The organism is Halomonas binhaiensis (assembly GCF_008329985.2).
GTDB lineage: Bacteria > Pseudomonadota > Gammaproteobacteria > Pseudomonadales > Halomonadaceae > Halomonas > Halomonas binhaiensis.
The window spans coordinates 1,915,516-1,933,844 of sequence record NZ_CP038437.2 but is presented as its reverse complement, the minus strand read 5'-3'; the positions used below and the strand labels follow the sequence as shown (position 1 = coordinate 1,933,844).

Here is an 18,329-nt window from a genome sequence, read left to right as displayed (position 1 = left end):
TGCCCGATGGATACTGCCCATCAGGCAGGTATCAGCAGCACACCGACACTACTGGCGGACACCCTCGAAGGTCACATACAGTTCCAGTGAGCGCATACCCTCCGGAAATTTGCTCATGTCGATGTCATAGTCGCCCAGGTTCAACTCAGTGCTTCCCTCGAAACCTGCACGGTAGCCACCCCAGGGATCATCCCCCTCACCCAGCAGCGTTACCGGCATCTCGATGGTATTGGTCACCCCGTGCAGCGTCAGGTCACCTGTCAGCACACCCTCGTTGTCACCTGTAGGTTCGAAGCCGGTGGAAGTGAAGGTCGCCGTCGGATATTCGCTGGCGTCGAGGAAGTCAGCACTGAGGATGTGCTTGTCACGCTCAGCGTGGTTGGTCGTCAGGCTGGTAACGTCCACTTCGATATTGGCAGCGGAGTCTTCCAGGTTTTCCGGATCGTAAGAAAAAGTGCCATCAAAGGACTCGAAGCTGCCCAGGATATAAGAAAAACCGAGATGGCTGATCTTGAAGTTCACGAAGGCATGCTGTCCCTCGGTATCGATCTGATAGTCGGCAGCCTGAGCCTGGGCCAGCGGAAACAGCGCGGTGGCGCTCAGGGCAGCAATGGCAATCTTCTTCATGTTGGAACTCCTGGATAGGTTTTTCACTTCACTGTAAACAGTCACGCTAGCAAACAGTCACACTAGAAAACACAGCCGCTTGTCATCATCCCCGGCGCGCATGCCCGGGATTGATCATACGCTTCAAGGTGTCCTGACGATCCATCAGGTGATGCTTCAATGCCGCCAGAGTATGGCCAGCAGCAAGCACGATCAGCACTACTGCTGCATACCAATGCACGGCTCCCGCCCAACTGGCCTGTTCGGAAAGGCCGCTGACCAGTGGCGGCATCTCGAACCAGCCAAACACAGAGATACCCTTGCCTTCCGCAGTGGAGATCAGATAGCCACTGATCAGTACCGCCATCATCAATACATAGAGAGCAAGATGTCCGAGGCTAGCCGCACTACGCTCCAGAGAGCCGCCGTGCGCATGGGGTGTCGGTTGCACGAGGCGCCACAGCAGGCGAAACAGGGTAGCAAACAATATCAGGATACCGATGCTGCGATGCCACCAGGGAGCGTCGTGATACCAGGGGCTGTAGTAGTCCAGCCCGGTCATCCACCACCCCATAACAAACAGGCCGATAATGGCAATGGCACTCAGCCAATGCAGGAGAATACTCACCAACCCCCAACCACTACGGGTGTTTCGCCACATCATCAGCCTCACATGAGTTCACGCTGTTAAGTCTGAATTCCATAATGGGTCAAAATTCCATAATGGATCAGAATTTCATCAAGAATCACAATCTTATCGATGAAATCGATCTTAACCCAATCAAATGCAGCTAACTGTTGAAAAATTATGGACGAATGATTCGGAATTTACGTATGACACCTATTGGAATGCCAAGAACAGGCAATGAAAAACCCTCGACCTTGATATTTGGTGCAAGGTCGAGGGTTTAACTTTCACATGGTCATCTCCGAAGCAGCATAGCTCCAGAAACGCAGTGCCTATAGATTACGCAAGGGCATCCAGGCCGCGGGAAAGATCAGCCTTGATATCGTCAAGGCTCTCAAGACCTACGGCAATACGGATCAGGCCATCGGCAATCCCTGCATTGGCCTTCTGCGGATCGGACAAACGACCATGTGTCGTGGTGGCCGGATGAGTGATGGTGGTCTTGGCATCGCCCAGGTTGCCAGTAATGGACAGCAGCCGAGTCGCATCAATCACACTCCAGGCACCCTCACGGCCACCTTTCACTTCCAGCCCGAGAACGGCGCCGAACCCATCCTGCTGACGCTTGGCCAGCGCATGCTGCGGATGACTTTCCAAGCCACTGTAATGGACGCGTTCCACCGCGGGGTGAGCTTCCAGCCAGCGTGCCAGCTCCAGAGCAGAGGCCGAATGCGCTTTCATGCGCAGCCCCAGGGTTTCCAGGCCCTTGGTGAAAATCCAGGCATTAAACGGACTGAGGCATGGACCACAGGTACGCACCACGCCAAACACTTCTTCCAGCAACTTGTCCGGTCCGACCACTGCCCCACCGATGGCTCGCCCTTGCCCATCGATATACTTGGTAGCGGAATGAATGACCAGGTCCGCCCCCAACTGAATGGGTCGTTGCAACACGGGTGTCAGGAAGCAGTTATCGATCGCCAGCAGTGCATCATGCCGCCGGGCGATTTCGGCAAGCGCCGGAATATCGACCACCTCGGAGAGCGGGTTCGACGGAGTCTCGGCAAACAGCAGCTTGGTAGCCGGTGTCATGGCGGCTTCCCAGGCACTCATGTCCGACAGTTCTACATAGCGCGTAGTGATGCCGAACTTGCCCAGGTACTTGTCGAACAGGCTGACCGTTGAGCCGAACAGTGAACGTGATGCAACGATTTCATCGCCTGCCTTGAGCAGTGCCAGCGCGGTAGAGAGAATCGCCGCCATCCCCGAACTGGTCGCCACACAGCGCTCGCCTCCCTCCAGAGCCGCCAGGCGCTTTTCAAAAGTGCGCACCGTCGGATTGGTGAAACGCGAGTAGATATTGCCCGGCTCCTCGCCCGCAAACTTGCGCGCCGCCTCAGCGGCGCTGCCATAGACGAAGCTCGAAGTCGGAAAAATCGGCTCGGCATGTTCTTGCTCATGAGTCCGATCATGTCCGGCACGAATTGCCAGGGTCTCGATACCCCAGCCATCGGCACTGAAATCGTCGTGCATGGGTCGCGTCCTTAATCGTCGATATCATCGTCCTGATTATGCATTCCGACCAGCGCATGGTCACCCGCGCTCTGCTCCTGCTTGGCAATATCGTTGCGCGATGCTTCCAGATCAGCGAGATAGGCCGCATCGATGTCACCCGTGATATAGGCACCATCGAAGACAGAACAGTCGAATTCATCCAGGGCCGGATTGACTTCCCGGCAGGCATTCTTCAGGTCATCCAGATCCTGATAGACGATGCGATCAGCGCCGATCAGCTCACCGACTTCCTCTTCGGTGCGCCCATGGGCAATCAGTTCGGAAGCCGCCGGCATGTCGATACCGTAGACGTTGGGATAACGCACGGGCGGCGCAGCAGAGGCAAAGTAGACCTTGTTGGCACCCGCTTCGCGTGCCATCTGGATGATCTGCTTGCAGGTCGTACCACGCACAATGGAATCATCCACCAACAGCACGTTCTTGCCCTTGAATTCCACATCAATGGCATTGAGCTTCTGGCGCACGGATTTCTTGCGCAGCGTCTGGCCAGGCATGATGAACGTCCGCCCGATATAGCGGTTCTTCATGAACCCTTCACGGTAGGTCACGCCCAGGTGCTGGGCCAGCTCCAGCGCAGAGGTCCGCGATGTATCCGGAATCGGGATGACCACGTCGATATCATGGTCCGGCCACTCGCTCTTGATCCGATCGGCCAGCTTGCGCCCCATCATCAAGCGAGTGCCGTAGACGTAGGCGCCATCCATCAGCGAGTCAGGACGGGCCAGGTAGACATGCTCGAAGATGCAGGGCACCAGTTGTGGCCGGTCGGCACACTGCTGGGTATGAATCTGAGCATTCATGTCGACGAAAATGGCTTCGCCCGGTGCCAGATCTCGCTCCAGTTGAAACCCACCAACATCAAGCGCCACGGATTCGGAAGCGATCATCACGTCCTGCCCCGTTTCTGTCTGGCGGGTACCGAACACGACTGGACGAATGCCGCAAGGATCACGGAAGGCCACCATGCCCACGCCATTGATGATCGCCACGGCAACATAACCGCCACGGCAACGACGATGAACACGGCGCACCGCATCAAAGATATCGCCCGGCTGCAGGTGCGGCCCCTGCTTGCCCAGTTCGTGGGCGAAAACGTTGAGCAACACTTCCGAGTCGGAGCTGGTATTGATATGACGCAGATCGGAGGAGAACAGCTCCTGCTTGATCTGCTCGGCATTGGTCAGATTGCCGTTGTGGGCCAGCGAAATACCGTAGGGTGAGTTGACGTAGAACGGCTGCGACTCTGCCTCACTGGAAGATCCCGCAGTCGGGTAACGTACATGGCCGATCCCGAGGTTGCCCTTCAGACGCGCCATATGACGAGTGTGAAAGACATCGCGCACCAGGCCATTGCTCTTGCGCAGCAGGAAACGACCTTCATTCCAGGTCATCATCCCGGCAGCGTCCTGACCACGATGCTGAAGCACCGTCAGGGCATCATAAATTGCCTGGTTAACCGCCTGATTGGCCATCAGGCCGACGATACCGCACATTCACCTTACCTCGCTTGCCTTGATACGCCGTCATAGGACGACGCGAGAAACATCTTTTTCAGAAATGCGCGGCTTCTTGCATAAACGCTTTGCAAAAAACGTGCTGCAGCCGCTCGCCATTTCCTTAGCTGGTGCTATCGGGGGCTATTGCCTGGCCCTCGGTCACTGTATTCGTCGCCGGTTCCTCTGGCATTGTACCCTCTTCCGTGGGCATTTCCTGCATAGGGGCTTCTTCGGATGGCGGAGCCTGACGCAATGCTTCAGGAAGTTCTGGCAGTTGCCCTCCGAATTCGTCCCACTGGCCAAGTGCCCAGGCACTCAACTGCTCGAATTGCGGACGAACGGCAGCATCCTGCCAGGCACTGAGTTGTTGCAGCGGAGTGAAGCCGATCAGAACAGTGACAAGACAGAGCACTGCGGCCGCCTTGATGCCACCGAACGCGGCTCCCGTCAGGCGGTTGAGGAAACCTGCGCCGACCCATTCCACTGCCGCCTGCAACATGCGAATCAAGATGCCGGAAGCCAGGATAGTGACAATGATCAGCGCCACGAAAGCAGTGATCAGCCGTCCATCTGGGCTATCGATCCAGGGTGTCAGATGGTCAGCCAGTGGCGTCGCAAATGCCCTGGCTACCAGCAACGCCACAATCCAGCTGGCAAGACCCAGTGCCTCGCGAACCAGGCCTCGCACGAACCCTGCCGCTACCGCCAGTGCCAGTATCGCGACAAAGACCCAGTCTACCCATGTCGCCAGCATCAACTATCCACCCTTACCACCAGACCTTGCTGATTGATCTTGGCCTTGAGCTCACTGACGACGCGCTGTGCATCTCCAGACGCACCAAACGGCCCGGCATACACCGTGGTCAAGTTATTGCCACGTGCACGCGTAAAAGCGGGATAACCCAACTCACGCAGCTCTCCCAACAGGCGTTCAGCATTGGCAGCTTCACCGAAACTGCCGACCTGCACCGCCCATCCACTACCGCCGGTATTGGTACTGGTGCTGGCCTGCGACTGGGAACGCTGCTCGGCTGCCTTGGCCAGTTCTGCTATCGGATCACGAGCGGGAGAATCCTGTTGCGCTGCATTGTCCTGTTCTGATGTACGAGACGATTGCGTGTCGGATGACTGAGCGGTGTCGCTACTCTTCTGGCCACGCTCCTCATCCTCACGATTGCCATCCTGCGCAGAGCCTGCCGAGGTAACATCCTCAGGCTGAAGTATCTGCCCCAATCCTTCAGGCGGGGTTGGCTCAGGAACATCGCGATGTTCGACCTCCACCGGCTGATCAATGGTCAGCACCGGATCCGGGCGCTCATCCCTGGGGGATTCCGGGTCGCTGAACAGCAAGGGGACAAAGATCACTGCCAAGGCAATCACGATAATGACGCCGCTGACCCGCTCACGCATTCCGTATTTCATCTTGCTCCCTCAATGGACGCAGGCCGTTCTCCGGCCTCGGTTTGCCATTGTTGCAGTATGGCACCAACCGTCAGGAAGGACCCTGTCACCAGCACCTGGTCCTGCTCCTCCATATGGGCCTCCAGCCATTCGGCTCCAGCCAGAGGATCATCAGCGCAATGCAACACCGTCAGCCCCCGGTGTCCCAGACGTTGTGCAAGATCCTCTGCACTACGACCACGCTCTCCCGGCAATGATACCGTCACCCAGGCATCGACGACCGGTGCCAAGGCCGCCATGACACCTTCGGCGTCCTTGTCGTCGAGCATGCCGAGCAGGGCCAGCAAGCGACCCGAGCCCCGTTGCCCTGAGCATTCACCAAGGCGCCGGGCCAGGTACTCGGCAGCATGAGGATTGTGTCCCACATCCAGACACCACTGTCCATGCCATTGCATTCGCCCTGCCAGTTGCACCTCAGCGAAGGCACGTCGACAGGCATCGGCCTGCACATCGATATCACACAGGATAAAAGCCTGCAGCGCGGTGGCCGCATTGTCCCTGGGCAGATGGGGATCCGGAAGATCGACAAGCTCTATCTGTGCCTGCGAGGCATCCCGCCCCCGCCAGGCCCATGTTTCCTTGCCTTGGTGGTTGAAATCCTGGCCCAGGGCATGTACTAGAGCACCGATATGCTCGGCATGCTCATGCACACTTCGGGGCAGTGTCTGGCTACCCAGGACGGCAGGCCGATCACTGCGTATGATGCCAGCCTTCTCGCGGCCAATGACCTGGATATCGTTGCCCAGAAAAGCAGCATGATCCTGAGCCACGGTGGTAACGACCGCCACATTCGGATCGATCACATTGACCGCATCCAGGCGACCACCCAGGCCGACTTCAAGCACCGCCAGTTGCGGACGGCTCTGGGCAATGGCCCAGAGCGCCCCAAGGGTGCCGACTTCAAAATAGGTGAGGCTGACCGGCTCCTGCTGCAGCCGAGCCTGCTCCACGGCAGCAAAGCCCGCCATCAGCAGTTCATCATCGGCTTCTACCCCATCAAGGAGCAGGCGCTCGTTGTAACGAATCAAATGAGGAGAGGTGTAGGCCGCCACGCTCAGCCCATGCTTCAGGGCCAGCGATTCGAGCATGGCGACCGTCGAGCCCTTGCCATTGGTGCCCGCGACGGTAATGACCCGCTCAGCAATAGGTGCCTGCAGCAGGCCCATGCGCTCAGCCACCTTGGACACTCGGTCCAACCCCAGGTCGATACCCACGGGATGAGCGGCCTCGAGCCTGGCAAGCCAGGCATCGAGGGTCATAGGAGCATCGTCAGTCATGGCGAGAGATCAACGCGATTTGTCAGAGGAGGACTCAGCGTCCTTGGACGCGTCAGTGCTGGCATGTTCTACCGAGCTGTCAACGACGCTATCTGCCACCGGCACTCCATCGCCCGGCACTTCGTTGTCACTGGCCTCGACATCACCAACTACTGCTTCATCCTCGGACACGCCAATGGCTGGCTGTCCCGTCAGCTTGCGCAGCACCGAACCCAGGCGCTCACGCATCTGGTGACGATGCAGGATCATGTCAACAGTGCCGTGCTCAAGCAGGAACTCACTGCGCTGGAAACCTTCCGGCAGCTTTTCGCGTACTGTCTGTTCGATGACGCGTGGTCCGGCAAAACCAATCAGTGCGTTGGGTTCGGCCACGTTCAGGTCACCGAGCATGGCCAGGGATGCCGAGACGCCACCGAACACCGGGTCGGTAAGCACGGAAATGTATGGCACACCCGCCAGGCGCAGCTTTTCCAGTGCCGCGGATGTCTTGGCCATCTGCATCAGGGAGAACAGGGCTTCCTGCATGCGCGCGCCACCAGAGGCAGAAAAGCACAGCAATGGCAGGTTCTCTTCCAGGGCCAGGCTGGCAGCACGCACGAACTTCTCGCCGACCACAGCGCCCATGGAACCACCCATGAAGGTGAACTCGAAGGCCACGGCCACCACCGGCAGACCATCCAGGGTGCCACGCATGGCAACCAGCGCATCCTTCTCTCCGGTCTCCTTCTGGGCCGCATTCAGGCGGTCCTTGTACTTCTTGGAGTCGCGGAACTTGAGACGGTCAACTGGCTCCAGGTCAGCCGCAATCTCTTCACGCCCTTCCTTGTCGAGGAACCAGTCCAGACGCTTGCGTGCTGTCAGGCGCAGATGATGGTCGCACTTGGGACAGACATTGCTGTTCTTCTCGAGCTCAGGGAGATAAAGCACCGATTCGCACTTGGGACACTTGCGCCACAGGCCATCTGGTATGCTAGCCCGTCGCTCCTTGCGCTGAATGCGGCCCACCGAGGGCACAATCTTGTCTAACCAGCTCATCTCAGAAGTCTTCCATTAAATGCGGTCGCAGAAACAGGCCTGCAACGTATTCGAATCGGTTGTCCGGAACCATCCCGATGTTTCAAGGGGGGTCACCTCCCCGTACAGGGAAAGACAATAGATATCCAGACGTGTTGGGCGCTTATTGTAGCGGCTCGCTCCGGGTAATTGGTAGGTCAGTTCACCGCAACCTTTTCCATCGCCTTTGTGCTCAGGCTCAGAAACCACTCATACGCTTCACAGCGCTGATGAAGGCACGCATGGCAGCGGCATCCTTGAGACCCGGCGCAGACTCGATACCACCAGAGACATCCACGGCAAAGGGTCGTACCCGGGAAATGGCTTCCGCTACATTATCCGCCGACAATCCGCCAGCGAGGATAACAGGTTTTGGCAAATCACTGGGAATCCGCGACCAGTCGAATGTCTCCCCGGTGCCACCAGGCACGCCTGGGCGATAGGCATCGAGCAGCAGCCCGCGTGCATCACGGTAGTCCTCGGCAGCCTGGTACAGGTCAAGGTCATCCTTCATACGCAGCGCCTTGATCCAGTGGCTACCGAACTGCGCACAGAACTCCGGAGATTCATCTCCATGAAACTGCAACAGATCCAGGTGCGGAAGACAGCTCTCGACCTCTTCTCTGGACGGATTCACGAACAGACCAACTCGCGTGACAAAAGCGGGCACACGCGATGCCAACATGGGCAGCGTGTGCTGGTCGATCCCGCGCTTGCTTCCCGGCCACAACACGAAACCCAGGGCATCCGTCCCCAGCCTGACGGCGACATCGACATCATCTGGGCGGGTAAAGCCACAAAACTTTACCCGAGTGCGAACAGGCTCATCACACATATCAATAGCCATGCGCCCTTACTCCTTGGTGTCCGGTTCCGGTTTCCGCCGTTGCGAAGCAACTGGGCTGTCGAATTCTGTAGCGTCATCGGCACTGCCATGCTCATTCATGTCGCCCCCGACGCGCTTGCCCGCCTTCCAGGCCGCCAAGCGCTCTTCTGCTACCGGCCGGCCTCTACGGAATTCCACCATGGGACAGTCCGGTAACGGCCGCTGGCCCGTCCACTCTCCCAGAAACGCCAGCAGATTGGGACCCAGCGGTTCCTGCGGCAGGTTCCAGGACTCATCGTAGATGGTATCGACGAAGTGCAGGCCACAGGCTGGGGCAGTGACGTCGCTCTGGGTGCGATCCTTCAATGCCAACAGGCGTGCCATATAATCGCTGCCCTGTTCTCCACGACCTACCGTGATCAAGGCTCCAGCGATATTGCGCACCATGTGGTGCAGGAAGGCATTGCCCTGGATATCGATCACCACCAGCGGGCCATGGCGATGTACTTCGATGAAATGCAGGTGACGCCATGGGGTCTTGGACTGACAGCCTGCGGCGCGGAAGCTGGAAAAGTCGTGCTCCCCCACCAATGCCTGCGCGGCCTCATGCATGGCTTCCGCATTCAGAGGGTCGCGGCACCAGGTGGCATTGGCCCGCTCCAGCACCGGCCGACTCGGCTGATTGAGAATCACATAACGATATCGCCGAGCCAGCGCCTTGAAGCGTGAATGAAACTCATCGGGTACCTCACGGACCCAGCGAATGGCAATATCCTTGGGCAGATTGGCATTGCCACCGAATACCCACGCCTTTTCAGAACGCTGCGCAGGCGGATCGAAATGCACCACCTGCCGGGTCGCATGGACGCCGGAGTCCGTGCGCCCGCTGCAATGTACCGTGACTGGAGCCCCCGCCACTCTGGCCAGGGCATCCTCCACGGCCCCCTGTACCGATGCCGTATGCTTGAGGCGCTGCCAACCACAGTAATGGGTGCCATCATATTCGACAGAAAGCGCCAGACGGCCTTTCAGAGGGGTTCGTTCATCGAGGTGGTAAAAAAGGGTCATGCCGCCTGCTTGTCATCAAGGTCTGGTGAATCGCCGGGACATTATCCTCTTTCCGCCAGCCAGAGGCTACCGCTACAGCAAATGACAACGGGGTGCCTCAGGCACCCCGTCATTCATACATACTTCAGAACGATACATACTTCAGAACGATGCATGCTTCAGAACAGCACATGGTTCAGCGCAATAAAAGTGCAGCAATGCCTGCGTTCCGGCTCACTGCCACTTATCGCTCCAGCGCCATGCCTTACTGCTCGCGCAGGATCTTCAGCATACGCTTGAGAGGCTCAGCTGCACCCCACAGAAGCTGATCACCAACGCTGAATGCGGACAGGTATTCGCCGCCCATGTTCAACTTGCGCAGACGGCCCACCGGCACAGACAGGGTGCCAGTCGCAGCAGTCGGCGTCAGGCCAGCGATGGTGGCATCCTTGTCGTTGGGAATCACCTTGACCCAATCGTTATGGGTGGCGATACGCTCCTCGATCTCGTCCAGCGGCACGTCCTGCTTGAGCTTGATGGTGAATGCCTGGCTATGGGAACGCATAGCACCGATACGCACACACAGGCCATCGATCGGCACCGGGTTGTCCATGCGACCGAGAATCTTGTTGGTCTCGACGCCACCCTTCCACTCTTCACGGCTCTGGCCACTGTCGAGCTTGGTATCGATCCATGGCAGCAGGCTGCCCGCCAGGGGCGCACCGAAGTTGTCGGTGGGAAAATCACCCGAGCGCATGGCGGCTGTCACCTTGCGATCGATATCGAGGATGGCACTGGCCGGATCCTTGAGTTCGTCGGCGACGGTGTCGCGCAGCGCGCCCATCTGGGAGAGCAGCTCGCGCATATGCTTGGCGCCAGAGCCGGAAGCCGCCTGATAGGTCATGGAAGTCATCCATTCGACCATATCCGCTTCGAACAGACCGCCGAGTCCCATCAGCGCCAGGCTGACGGTGCAGTTGCCACCAATAAAGGTCTTGGCGCCAGCCGCCAGTTGGGCATCGATGACGTTGCGGTTGACCGGGTCCAGCACGATGGTCGCTTCATCTTCCATGCGCAGGGCGCTGGCAGCATCGATCCAGTAGCCTTTCCAGCCACTACCACGCAGGTCGGAGTAGACTTGCTTGGTGTAGTCGCCGCCCTGGCAGGTCACCACCACATCCAGCGCCTTGAGCGCTTCGATGTCGAAGGCGTCTTTCAGCGGAGGCACGTCCACACCAACGTCGGGACCGGTCTGGCCGACCTGCGATGTGGTGAAGAAGATCGGCTCAATGCCGTTGAAATCTCCATCCTCCACCATACGCTGCATGAGCACAGAGCCCACCATGCCACGCCATCCGACGAAACCGACCTTCAACATGTGAAGTCCTCCAAAATTCAAGTGAGCCATATATTATACAGAAACAAGCGCCTCCCTTCAGGGAAGCGCCTGGAATCGATCTTTCTTAGCTAATAGCTGAAAATGATAGAAACACGTGGAAAGCTTTCTTCCTCGTCTTTTCTCTCACTTTTCCCTACTGCACGCTTTTCTAACTGCCTCTTACTGCAGCGCCGCCAGCACCGCATCCCCCATCTCACTGGTGGATACCTGACGCGTGCCGAAGCTGGCGATATCAGCCGTGCGCAGCCCTTCGTCCAGCACCTTGCCCACGGCAGCCTCGATGCGCTCGGCCAATGCCGCCTCATCGAGAGAATAACGCAGCATCATGGCGACGGACAGAATGGTGGCCAAAGGATTGGCCATATTCTGACCGGCAATATCCGGAGCACTGCCATGACATGGCTCATACATACCCTGCCCACGCTCATTGAGCGATGCGGACGGCAGCATACCGATGGAGCCCGTCAGCATGGCAGCAGCATCAGAAAGGATGTCGCCGAACATGTTACCCGTGACCACCACATCGAACTGCTTCGGCGCACGAACCAACTGCATGGCCGCATTGTCCACGTACATGTGCGACAGTTCGACGTCCGGATATTCAGGCGCCAGGCGCTCCATGACTTCACGCCACAGGATAGTGACTTCGAGCACGTTGGCTTTGTCGACACTGCACAGTTTCTTGTTGCGCTTCTGGGCCATTTCGAAGGCCACTCGACCGATACGCTCGATTTCACTTTCGCTGTAGACGTAGGTGTTGAAGCCTACTCGCTGACCATCACGCTCTTCGATGCCACGCGGCTGACCGAAGTAGATGCCGCCCGTCAGTTCACGCACGATCATGATATCCAGACCGGACACCACTTCAGGCTTGAGCGTCGACGCCTCGGCAAGCTGCGGATAAAGAATGGCCGGACGCAGGTTGCCGAACAGGCCGAGTTCCTTGCGCAACCCCAGCAGGCCTTTTTCCGGGCGCTTGGAAAGATCCTCGATCGTATCCCACTTCGGGCCACCCACGGCACCCAACAGAATGGCATCGGCCGCCTTGGCCTTGGCCAGCGTTTCCTCGGACAGTGGCACACCGTGCACGTCATAGGAACCGCCACCGACCAGCGACTGCTCCACCTCGACATCCAGGCCAAGCGCCTGACAGGCCTCCAGCACTCTGACCGCCTGGGCTGTGATTTCAGGCCCGATGCCATCGCCGGGGAGAACGAGAATCTTGCGTGTCATATCCAGTATCCTTGAAATTCTGCTTATATCAGAGGAAACGTTTCCTCAGGCGCCAGCACCGTCACGGAACAGCCAGGGGCGCTCGGCACGATGACGGGCCTCGAAGGCGCGAATGTCATCTTCGTTCTGCAGGGTGATGCCGATATCATCGAGGCCGTTGATCAGGCAGTGCTTGCGGAACGGGTCGACATCGAATTCGAGAATCTCGCCAGACGGCGTGGTGATGCGCTGGTTTTCGAGATCCACATCAAGACGGTAGCCTTCGTTGCCCGCCACCTCGCCGAACAGGCGATCAACCTGCCCTTCGTCCAGAGTGATCAACAGGATGCCGTTCTTGAATGCATTGTTATAGAAGATGTCGGCAAAACTCGGGGCGATCACCACGCGAAAACCGAAATCCTCCAGCGCCCAGGGGGCGTGTTCACGGGAACTGCCACAGCCGAAGTTACGGCGGGCCAGCAGCACGCTGGCTCCCTGGTAACGCGATTGATTAAGCACGAAGTCCGGATTGATCGGACGCTTCGAGCAATCCTGGCCTGGCTGACCTTCGTCGAGATAGCGCAGTTCATCGAACAGGTTGACACCGAAGCCGGTGCGTTTGATCGACTTGAGGAATTGCTTGGGAATGATCAGATCGGTATCGACATTGGCCCGATCCAGCGGTGCCACGATGCCATCGAGTCGTTCGAACTTTTTCATGATCAGGCCTCCTGGCGAGCGGCAGAGGAATCGAAGGTACGCACATCGACGAAGTGACCAGCAATGGCAGCGGCGGCAGCCATGGACGGGCTGACCAGGTGAGTCCGCCCACCGTAACCCTGGCGGCCTTCGAAGTTGCGGTTGGAAGTGGAGGCACAGTGTTCACCGGCACCAAGCTTGTCGGCATTCATCGCCAGGCACATGGAGCAACCTGGCTCTCGCCACTCGAAACCTGCCGCGATGAAGATCTTGTCCAGCCCTTCTTCCTCGGCCTGACGCTTCACCAGACCAGAACCCGGCACCACCATGGCCAATTGAATGCTGTCGGCCACCTTGCGGCCTTTCGCCACCTGCGCTGCCTCGCGCAGATCCTCGATACGGGAATTGGTACAGGATCCGATGAACACCTTGTCCAGGCGAATATCGGTGATCTTCTGGCGTGGTGACAGTCCCATGTATTCAAGTGCACGGGTGATGCCACTGCGCGCCGTGTCATCGCCAGCCTTGGCCGGATCAGGCACTTCGCCACTGACACCCGTAACCATCTCTGGACTGGTACCCCAGCTGACCTGCGGCTCGATGGCGGCAGCATCCAGTGTCACCACCTTGTCGAAGGCGGCTCCATCATCGGACTTGAGCTGACGCCAATCGGCCACGGCGGCTTCCCACTGCTCGCCCTGAGGGGCAAAGGGACGCCCCTTGAGATATTCGATGGTGGTGTCATCCACGGCAATCAGGCCGACACGAGCACCCGCTTCGATGGCCATGTTGCATACCGTCATGCGACCTTCCATCGACAGGCTCTCGATGGCACTGCCAGCGAACTCGATGGCATAGCCGGTGCCACCCGCAGTACCGATTTCCCCAATGATGGCCAGCACCACATCCTTAGCGGTCACGCCCTGACCAAGTTCGCCTTCCACGCGAACCTGCATGTTCTTCATCTTCTGCGCCAACAGGCACTGAGTCGCCAGCACATGCTCGACCTCGGAAGTACCGATGCCATGAGCCAGGGCCGCGAAGGCGCCATGCGTGGCGGTGTGCGAGTCACCGCAGACCACGGTCATACCGGGCAATGTCGCGCCTTGCTCCGGGCCGACCACATGCACGATGCCCTGGCGTGGGTCATTGATGCGGAATTCCTCGATACCAAAGGCCTCGCAGTTGTCATCCAGGGTCTGCACCTGGATCAAGGACACCGGATCCTTGATACCGCTGTTGCCTTCGGCACGCTCCTTCACGGTGGTCGGAACGTTATGGTCCGGCGTTGCCAGGTTGGCGTCGAGGCGCCAGGGCTGACGCCCTGCCAGACGCAAGCCTTCAAAGGCCTGGGGAGATGTCACTTCGTGGAGCAACTGGCGATCGATGTAGATCAGCGCAGTACCATCGTCGCGCTCCTTGACCAGGTGCTGCTGCCACAACTTGTCATATAACGTCTGGCTCATGGGTTTCTCCTCCGGAGGCTGGAGCCTCTCTTTAAATGTCGACGGAATGTCTGCGGGCTGATCATCGCCAGACATCCAAGCGGGCGTTGTTTGGTTTGAAGAAAGTTGGTTTGAAGAAAGTTTGTCTGTAGAAGAGTCTCTCCCCACTGACAAATAAAATCAATTCATGTTATTTATCCAATCAATTCCCAAAAGGAATACAAGATCGAGACACGAGCCACGAGCAGTTCAGAGCCAAACCGAGAACGCCGAGCCCTTCCCCTGAGCTCAAGGATCACACCCGAGCGTAGCGCTCGGCTCAAAGCTCGAAGCTCGTAGCCCGAAGCTCAAAGCTCGTAGCCCGAAGCTCGTAGCTCGTAGCTCGTAGCTCGTAGCTCGTAGCCCGTAGCCCGTAGCCCGAAGCTCGTAGCCCGAAGCTCGTAGCTCGTAGCTCGTAGCCCGAAGCTCGTAGCTCGTAGCCCGAAGCTCGTAGCCCGAAGCTCGTAGCTCGTAGCTCGAAGCTCGTAGCTCGTAGCTGTAGCTGTAGCTGTAGCTCTCAAGGAGCCACCATGGATACCCAAAGCCTGCAGGCCTTTCTTGCCGTAGCTGACAGCGGTAGTTTCTCGCGTGCAGCCGAGCAGCTGCACCTGACCCAACCCGCGGTAAGCAAGCGTATCGCCGGCCTGGAAGGTCAGATCCGGGCACGTCTTTTCGACCGTATCGGACGCAAGGTAACCTTGACCGAAGCCGGTCATATGCTGCTGCCTCGCGCTCGGGCTATCCTGGTCATGGTGGATGACAGCCGCCGGGCTCTGGGAAACTTGAGTGGTGATGTCGGGGGAGAACTGATCCTGGCCACCAGCCACCATATTGGCCTACACCGACTACCTCCCATCCTGTCGGCCTACGTTCAGGATTTTCCCGATGTACGCCTGGACCTGCGCTTTCTTGACTCTGAGCAAGCCTATCAGGGGGTGCTCGATGGCGACATCGAGATGGCCATCGTCACCTTGGCTGCACATCCCGATCCTCAACTTCGTGTAGTACCCTTGTGGATCGACCAACTGTGGTTCGTCGCCTGCAGCAATCATCCTCTGAGCCAACAGCAAGAGTTGTCACTCGCGCTATTATGTCAACATGATGCTGTGCTGCCTGGGCCTTTGACCTTTACGCGCCAGCTGATCAACGAACACTTGGCCTCCCACGGCCTGCATCTCAAGGTCGGCCAGTCGACGAATTATCTGGAAACGCTCAAGATGATGGTCAATGCAGGCCTCGGCTGGAGCCTGCTGCCGGAACGCATGGTGGAAGAAGATGTGGCCCGCCATGACCTGGTTCGCCTGCCGGTGAACATTGCCCCCATTCGGCGTCCATTGGGCTATCTCGTGCATCGCGAGCGAACGCTTTCCAATGCCGCCCGCTCCATGCTGGAGCGTCTTGACGCTGCGCGTGACGGCGAGGCGATCGATTGGGACCTGCCCACACTTACAACATGACGTGCCAAGGATGACCACCGAATCGCCTTCTTCCACACTGCCAGAACATGCCCCACCTGCCGCTCAGGTTGCCTCGAGCCAGCCCGAGACCCCATTGCCCTCGCTGCGTCATCAGCTGGGAGGTTGGCTGATACTGACAGGCCTGGTGCTTCAGATCGCCTCTTTCATGCTTCCCTGGCTACCCTCTCCCCTTGTCAGCCTGCTGCTATGGAGCGGTGCCATTACCCTGTGGCCGGACATCCCACGGCGCAACCAGTGGCAGGCCGGCATTCTGGCCGGGTTGGGTGTGTTGATGCTGATGGCCGCCAAGCTGGTATACGGCGGTGACATCGACGCCTGGCATGTCCTGGATGGCAATACCTTCGTGGTGACCATGCTGGTGGGAGTCAGTTTCATTTCGTTGATTGGCAGGCCGCCCCAGGAAAGCCAGCCCAAAGGGCCACCCATCACGGGCAAGCGTGGCTTGATCGGCACTTGGCTGGGGGTTCACCTGCTCGGCGCCATTCTCAACCTGTCTACCATGTTCGTCATCGGTGATCGCCTGGAGCGCCGCGGCCCCTTGAATGACCCACAGCTATTGGCACTGAACCGAGGCCTGTGCAGCGCCGCCATGTGGTCTCCTTTCTTTGCCGCCATGGGGGTGGTCATCAGCCTGACTCCTGACATTCAGTTCACCACCATGGTCATGGTGGGACTGCCAGTCGCGCTGGCTGGCGGGTTGTTCAGCATCTTCGAGCTATCGCGCCGTTTCGATCTATCCACCACGCCGGGCTTCTCTCTTTCACCGCGTAGCCTGCTGATGCCTGCTGGCATGGCCGCACTGGTCCTACTGTTCCACTATCTAATCACCCCGAACTTGACCATCGTGGCAATCATCACTTTCCTGATGCCCGGTATTGCCATCCTGGCCAACCTGTTGCGCGGCTCCCTGGTGTTGCGCCAGCGCATCCAGCGCCATCGCCATTTCCGCCTGCCGGCCATGCGTGGAGAAATCACTCTATTCCTGTGCGCGGGGCTATTGACCAAGGGTATGTCCAGCCTGGTCACTGCCGCAACCCAGGGCAACTGGACACTCTTCCCTGTCTTCGATACCAGCGCCGCCATACTGAGCTTCCTGGGCATCGTGGCCAGCGCCATCGCCGGCCTGCACCCGATCATCGGTGTCTCGGTCCTGGCTTCCATGCTTGACCTGGGCAGCATCAACCAGAATCTGTTCGGCTTCGTCGCTCTGGCATCCTGGGGTGTCGGCACCGCCGTTGGCCCCCTTTCGGGGACCAATCTGTCACTGCAGGGACGTTATGGCATCAGCGGCTATCGCATGATGCGCAACAACCTGCTCTACGCCCTGTTCATGTCCCTGCTGGTCATGGTCGCCATCACCTGCCTTGCCAACAGCACAGGTTGAGTGGCATCCGGTTGAATGACATCAAGACAAGTGGCTTCAAGGACGCGAGGCCACGTCACCGGCCCGCACGAAGTAGCGATGCCCACATTGATGGCACGGCTCGATGCGCGTGACGTCATTCAGTTCCACCACGGCGTCGCAGTGAACACACATCATCCGCCCGGGCACCGCCATTTCACCAGCGGCATAGTCCGCCCGGGAGGCCTCGAGGTCATCCTCCAGTTGTTCACGCTCAACCACACTACGATCGGCAATGGACAGAAGCGAGTCCACGATCTTGCGTGAAAGGATCGTCAGGTCGATACCCAGCCAACTGGCCACTCCCTCGCCTCCAGCAGCCAGATAGCGGCGCATGTCCTTGAGGTCCCGCTCCAGCCAGGCGCGCATCAGCGCCAGTTCATCCTTGGTGTACTCCTCCAGCTCTGCTTCGAACTCGACTGCCTCATCCAGGTCGCGCTGCAGATTGTCCCAGGTCAGCTCATCCGCCCCTTCCCGAAGCCGAGACAGCATGCGTTCGTAACCATCACGCAGACGATGATCGGAACCGCCTTTGGGTCGCTCGCTCATAACTTTTCTCTCCTTGGACAACTCATGACTGTCACTGGGTTCACTCCCTACCATAGCCCTATCACCGGCTGCTGGGGTATCCTTGCGAGCATCAATGCTGCACCGATGAGCTGGCGTGGAAGACCTGAGCCCCTCAG

At 58.6% G+C, this 18,329-nt stretch carries 17 protein-coding genes; 2 read left to right on the top strand and 15 right to left on the bottom strand.

What is annotated here, in order from left to right; all coding sequences use genetic code 11:
* Positions 1 to 48 precede the first annotated feature (48 nt).
* From E4T21_RS08435 to leuC, 14 genes are all read right to left on the bottom strand, one after another.
* Positions 49 to 627 carry a YceI family protein gene (locus tag E4T21_RS08435; protein WP_149284574.1) on the bottom strand — a complete coding sequence of 193 codons (579 nt, stop codon included), beginning with the start codon at positions 625 to 627 and terminating at the stop codon, positions 49 to 51.
* 85 nt (positions 628 to 712) lie between these two features.
* Complete coding sequence (locus E4T21_RS08430) at positions 713 to 1,267, bottom strand: cytochrome b (protein WP_149287112.1); 555 nt, start codon at positions 1,265 to 1,267, stop codon at positions 713 to 715.
* A gap of 306 nt (positions 1,268 to 1,573) precedes the next feature.
* Positions 1,574 to 2,767, bottom strand: a complete 1,194-nt coding sequence (locus E4T21_RS08425) for an O-succinylhomoserine sulfhydrylase (RefSeq protein WP_149284573.1) — start codon at positions 2,765 to 2,767, stop codon at positions 1,574 to 1,576.
* Between the two features lie 11 nt (positions 2,768 to 2,778).
* Complete coding sequence (gene purF / locus E4T21_RS08420) at positions 2,779 to 4,302, bottom strand: amidophosphoribosyltransferase (RefSeq protein ID WP_149284572.1); 1,524 nt, start codon at positions 4,300 to 4,302, stop codon at positions 2,779 to 2,781.
* 124 nt (positions 4,303 to 4,426) lie between these two features.
* A complete protein-coding gene (locus tag E4T21_RS08415; RefSeq protein WP_149284571.1) occupies positions 4,427 to 5,059 on the bottom strand; it encodes a CvpA family protein in 633 nt (210 codons plus the stop codon).
* A complete protein-coding gene (locus E4T21_RS08410) occupies positions 5,059 to 5,727 on the bottom strand; it encodes an SPOR domain-containing protein (protein ID WP_149284570.1) in 669 nt (222 codons plus the stop codon). The genes E4T21_RS08415 and E4T21_RS08410 overlap by 1 nt, the downstream gene beginning before the upstream one ends.
* Positions 5,724 to 7,043, bottom strand: coding sequence for a bifunctional tetrahydrofolate synthase/dihydrofolate synthase (gene folC, locus E4T21_RS08405; RefSeq protein WP_149284569.1), 1,320 nt, complete (start codon positions 7,041 to 7,043; stop codon positions 5,724 to 5,726). Before folC ends, E4T21_RS08410 begins: the two co-directional genes overlap by 4 nt.
* Before the next feature lie 9 nt (positions 7,044 to 7,052).
* Positions 7,053 to 8,078, bottom strand: a complete 1,026-nt coding sequence (accD, locus tag E4T21_RS08400) for an acetyl-CoA carboxylase, carboxyltransferase subunit beta (RefSeq protein WP_149284568.1) — start codon at positions 8,076 to 8,078, stop codon at positions 7,053 to 7,055.
* A 217-nt stretch (positions 8,079 to 8,295) separates the two neighbouring features.
* A complete protein-coding gene (locus E4T21_RS08395) occupies positions 8,296 to 8,943 on the bottom strand; it encodes a phosphoribosylanthranilate isomerase (protein WP_149284567.1) in 648 nt (215 codons plus the stop codon).
* A 6-nt stretch (positions 8,944 to 8,949) separates the two neighbouring features.
* Positions 8,950 to 9,990, bottom strand: coding sequence for a tRNA pseudouridine(38-40) synthase TruA (gene truA / locus E4T21_RS08390; RefSeq protein ID WP_149284566.1), 1,041 nt, complete (start codon positions 9,988 to 9,990; stop codon positions 8,950 to 8,952).
* A 244-nt stretch (positions 9,991 to 10,234) separates the two neighbouring features.
* Positions 10,235 to 11,347 carry an aspartate-semialdehyde dehydrogenase gene (asd, locus tag E4T21_RS08385; protein WP_149284565.1) on the bottom strand — a complete coding sequence of 371 codons (1,113 nt, stop codon included), beginning with the start codon at positions 11,345 to 11,347 and terminating at the stop codon, positions 10,235 to 10,237.
* 180 nt (positions 11,348 to 11,527) lie between these two features.
* Positions 11,528 to 12,601 (bottom strand): 3-isopropylmalate dehydrogenase, encoded by a 1,074-nt coding sequence (gene leuB, locus E4T21_RS08380; protein WP_149284564.1) that lies wholly within the window; start codon positions 12,599 to 12,601, stop codon positions 11,528 to 11,530.
* Between the two features lie 45 nt (positions 12,602 to 12,646).
* Positions 12,647 to 13,300, bottom strand: coding sequence for a 3-isopropylmalate dehydratase small subunit (leuD, locus tag E4T21_RS08375; RefSeq protein ID WP_149284563.1), 654 nt, complete (start codon positions 13,298 to 13,300; stop codon positions 12,647 to 12,649).
* A 2-nt stretch (positions 13,301 to 13,302) separates the two neighbouring features.
* Entirely contained in the window at positions 13,303 to 14,745 is a 1,443-nt protein-coding gene (gene leuC / locus E4T21_RS08370) for a 3-isopropylmalate dehydratase large subunit (RefSeq protein ID WP_149284562.1), read from the bottom strand.
* A gap of 548 nt (positions 14,746 to 15,293) precedes the next feature.
* On the opposite strand from leuC, the gene E4T21_RS08365 reads away from it, so the two are divergent.
* Positions 15,294 to 16,220, top strand: coding sequence for a LysR family transcriptional regulator (locus tag E4T21_RS08365; protein ID WP_149284561.1), 927 nt, complete (start codon positions 15,294 to 15,296; stop codon positions 16,218 to 16,220).
* A gap of 10 nt (positions 16,221 to 16,230) precedes the next feature.
* Positions 16,231 to 17,625 (top strand): hypothetical protein, encoded by a 1,395-nt coding sequence (locus E4T21_RS08360; RefSeq protein WP_240349334.1) that lies wholly within the window; start codon positions 16,231 to 16,233, stop codon positions 17,623 to 17,625.
* 36 nt (positions 17,626 to 17,661) lie between these two features.
* On the opposite strand, the gene E4T21_RS08355 is transcribed toward E4T21_RS08360, so the two are convergent.
* Positions 17,662 to 18,192 carry a zinc ribbon-containing protein gene (locus E4T21_RS08355; protein WP_149284560.1) on the bottom strand — a complete coding sequence of 177 codons (531 nt, stop codon included), beginning with the start codon at positions 18,190 to 18,192 and terminating at the stop codon, positions 17,662 to 17,664.
* Between the last annotated feature and the right edge of the window lie 137 nt (positions 18,193 to 18,329).

Coding starts and splice junctions, on each gene's coding strand:
- E4T21_RS08435 (WP_149284574.1), bottom strand. CDS start 627: ATGAAGAAGATTGCCATTGCTGCCCTGAGCGCCACCGCGCTGTTTCCG.
- E4T21_RS08430 (WP_149287112.1), bottom strand. CDS start 1,267: ATGTGGCGAAACACCCGTAGTGGTTGGGGGTTGGTGAGTATTCTCCTG.
- E4T21_RS08425 (WP_149284573.1), bottom strand. CDS start 2,767: ATGCACGACGATTTCAGTGCCGATGGCTGGGGTATCGAGACCCTGGCA.
- purF (WP_149284572.1), bottom strand. CDS start 4,302: ATGTGCGGTATCGTCGGCCTGATGGCCAATCAGGCGGTTAACCAGGCA.
- E4T21_RS08415 (WP_149284571.1), bottom strand. CDS start 5,059: ATGCTGGCGACATGGGTAGACTGGGTCTTTGTCGCGATACTGGCACTG.
- E4T21_RS08410 (WP_149284570.1), bottom strand. CDS start 5,727: ATGAAATACGGAATGCGTGAGCGGGTCAGCGGCGTCATTATCGTGATT.
- folC (WP_149284569.1), bottom strand. CDS start 7,043: ATGACTGACGATGCTCCTATGACCCTCGATGCCTGGCTTGCCAGGCTC.
- accD (WP_149284568.1), bottom strand. CDS start 8,078: ATGAGCTGGTTAGACAAGATTGTGCCCTCGGTGGGCCGCATTCAGCGC.
- E4T21_RS08395 (WP_149284567.1), bottom strand. CDS start 8,943: ATGGCTATTGATATGTGTGATGAGCCTGTTCGCACTCGGGTAAAGTTT.
- truA (WP_149284566.1), bottom strand. CDS start 9,990: ATGACCCTTTTTTACCACCTCGATGAACGAACCCCTCTGAAAGGCCGT.
- asd (WP_149284565.1), bottom strand. CDS start 11,347: ATGTTGAAGGTCGGTTTCGTCGGATGGCGTGGCATGGTGGGCTCTGTG.
- leuB (WP_149284564.1), bottom strand. CDS start 12,601: ATGACACGCAAGATTCTCGTTCTCCCCGGCGATGGCATCGGGCCTGAA.
- leuD (WP_149284563.1), bottom strand. CDS start 13,300: ATGAAAAAGTTCGAACGACTCGATGGCATCGTGGCACCGCTGGATCGG.
- leuC (WP_149284562.1), bottom strand. CDS start 14,745: ATGAGCCAGACGTTATATGACAAGTTGTGGCAGCAGCACCTGGTCAAG.
- E4T21_RS08365 (WP_149284561.1), top strand. CDS start 15,294: ATGGATACCCAAAGCCTGCAGGCCTTTCTTGCCGTAGCTGACAGCGGT.
- E4T21_RS08360 (WP_240349334.1), top strand. CDS start 16,231: ATGACCACCGAATCGCCTTCTTCCACACTGCCAGAACATGCCCCACCT.
- E4T21_RS08355 (WP_149284560.1), bottom strand. CDS start 18,192: ATGAGCGAGCGACCCAAAGGCGGTTCCGATCATCGTCTGCGTGATGGT.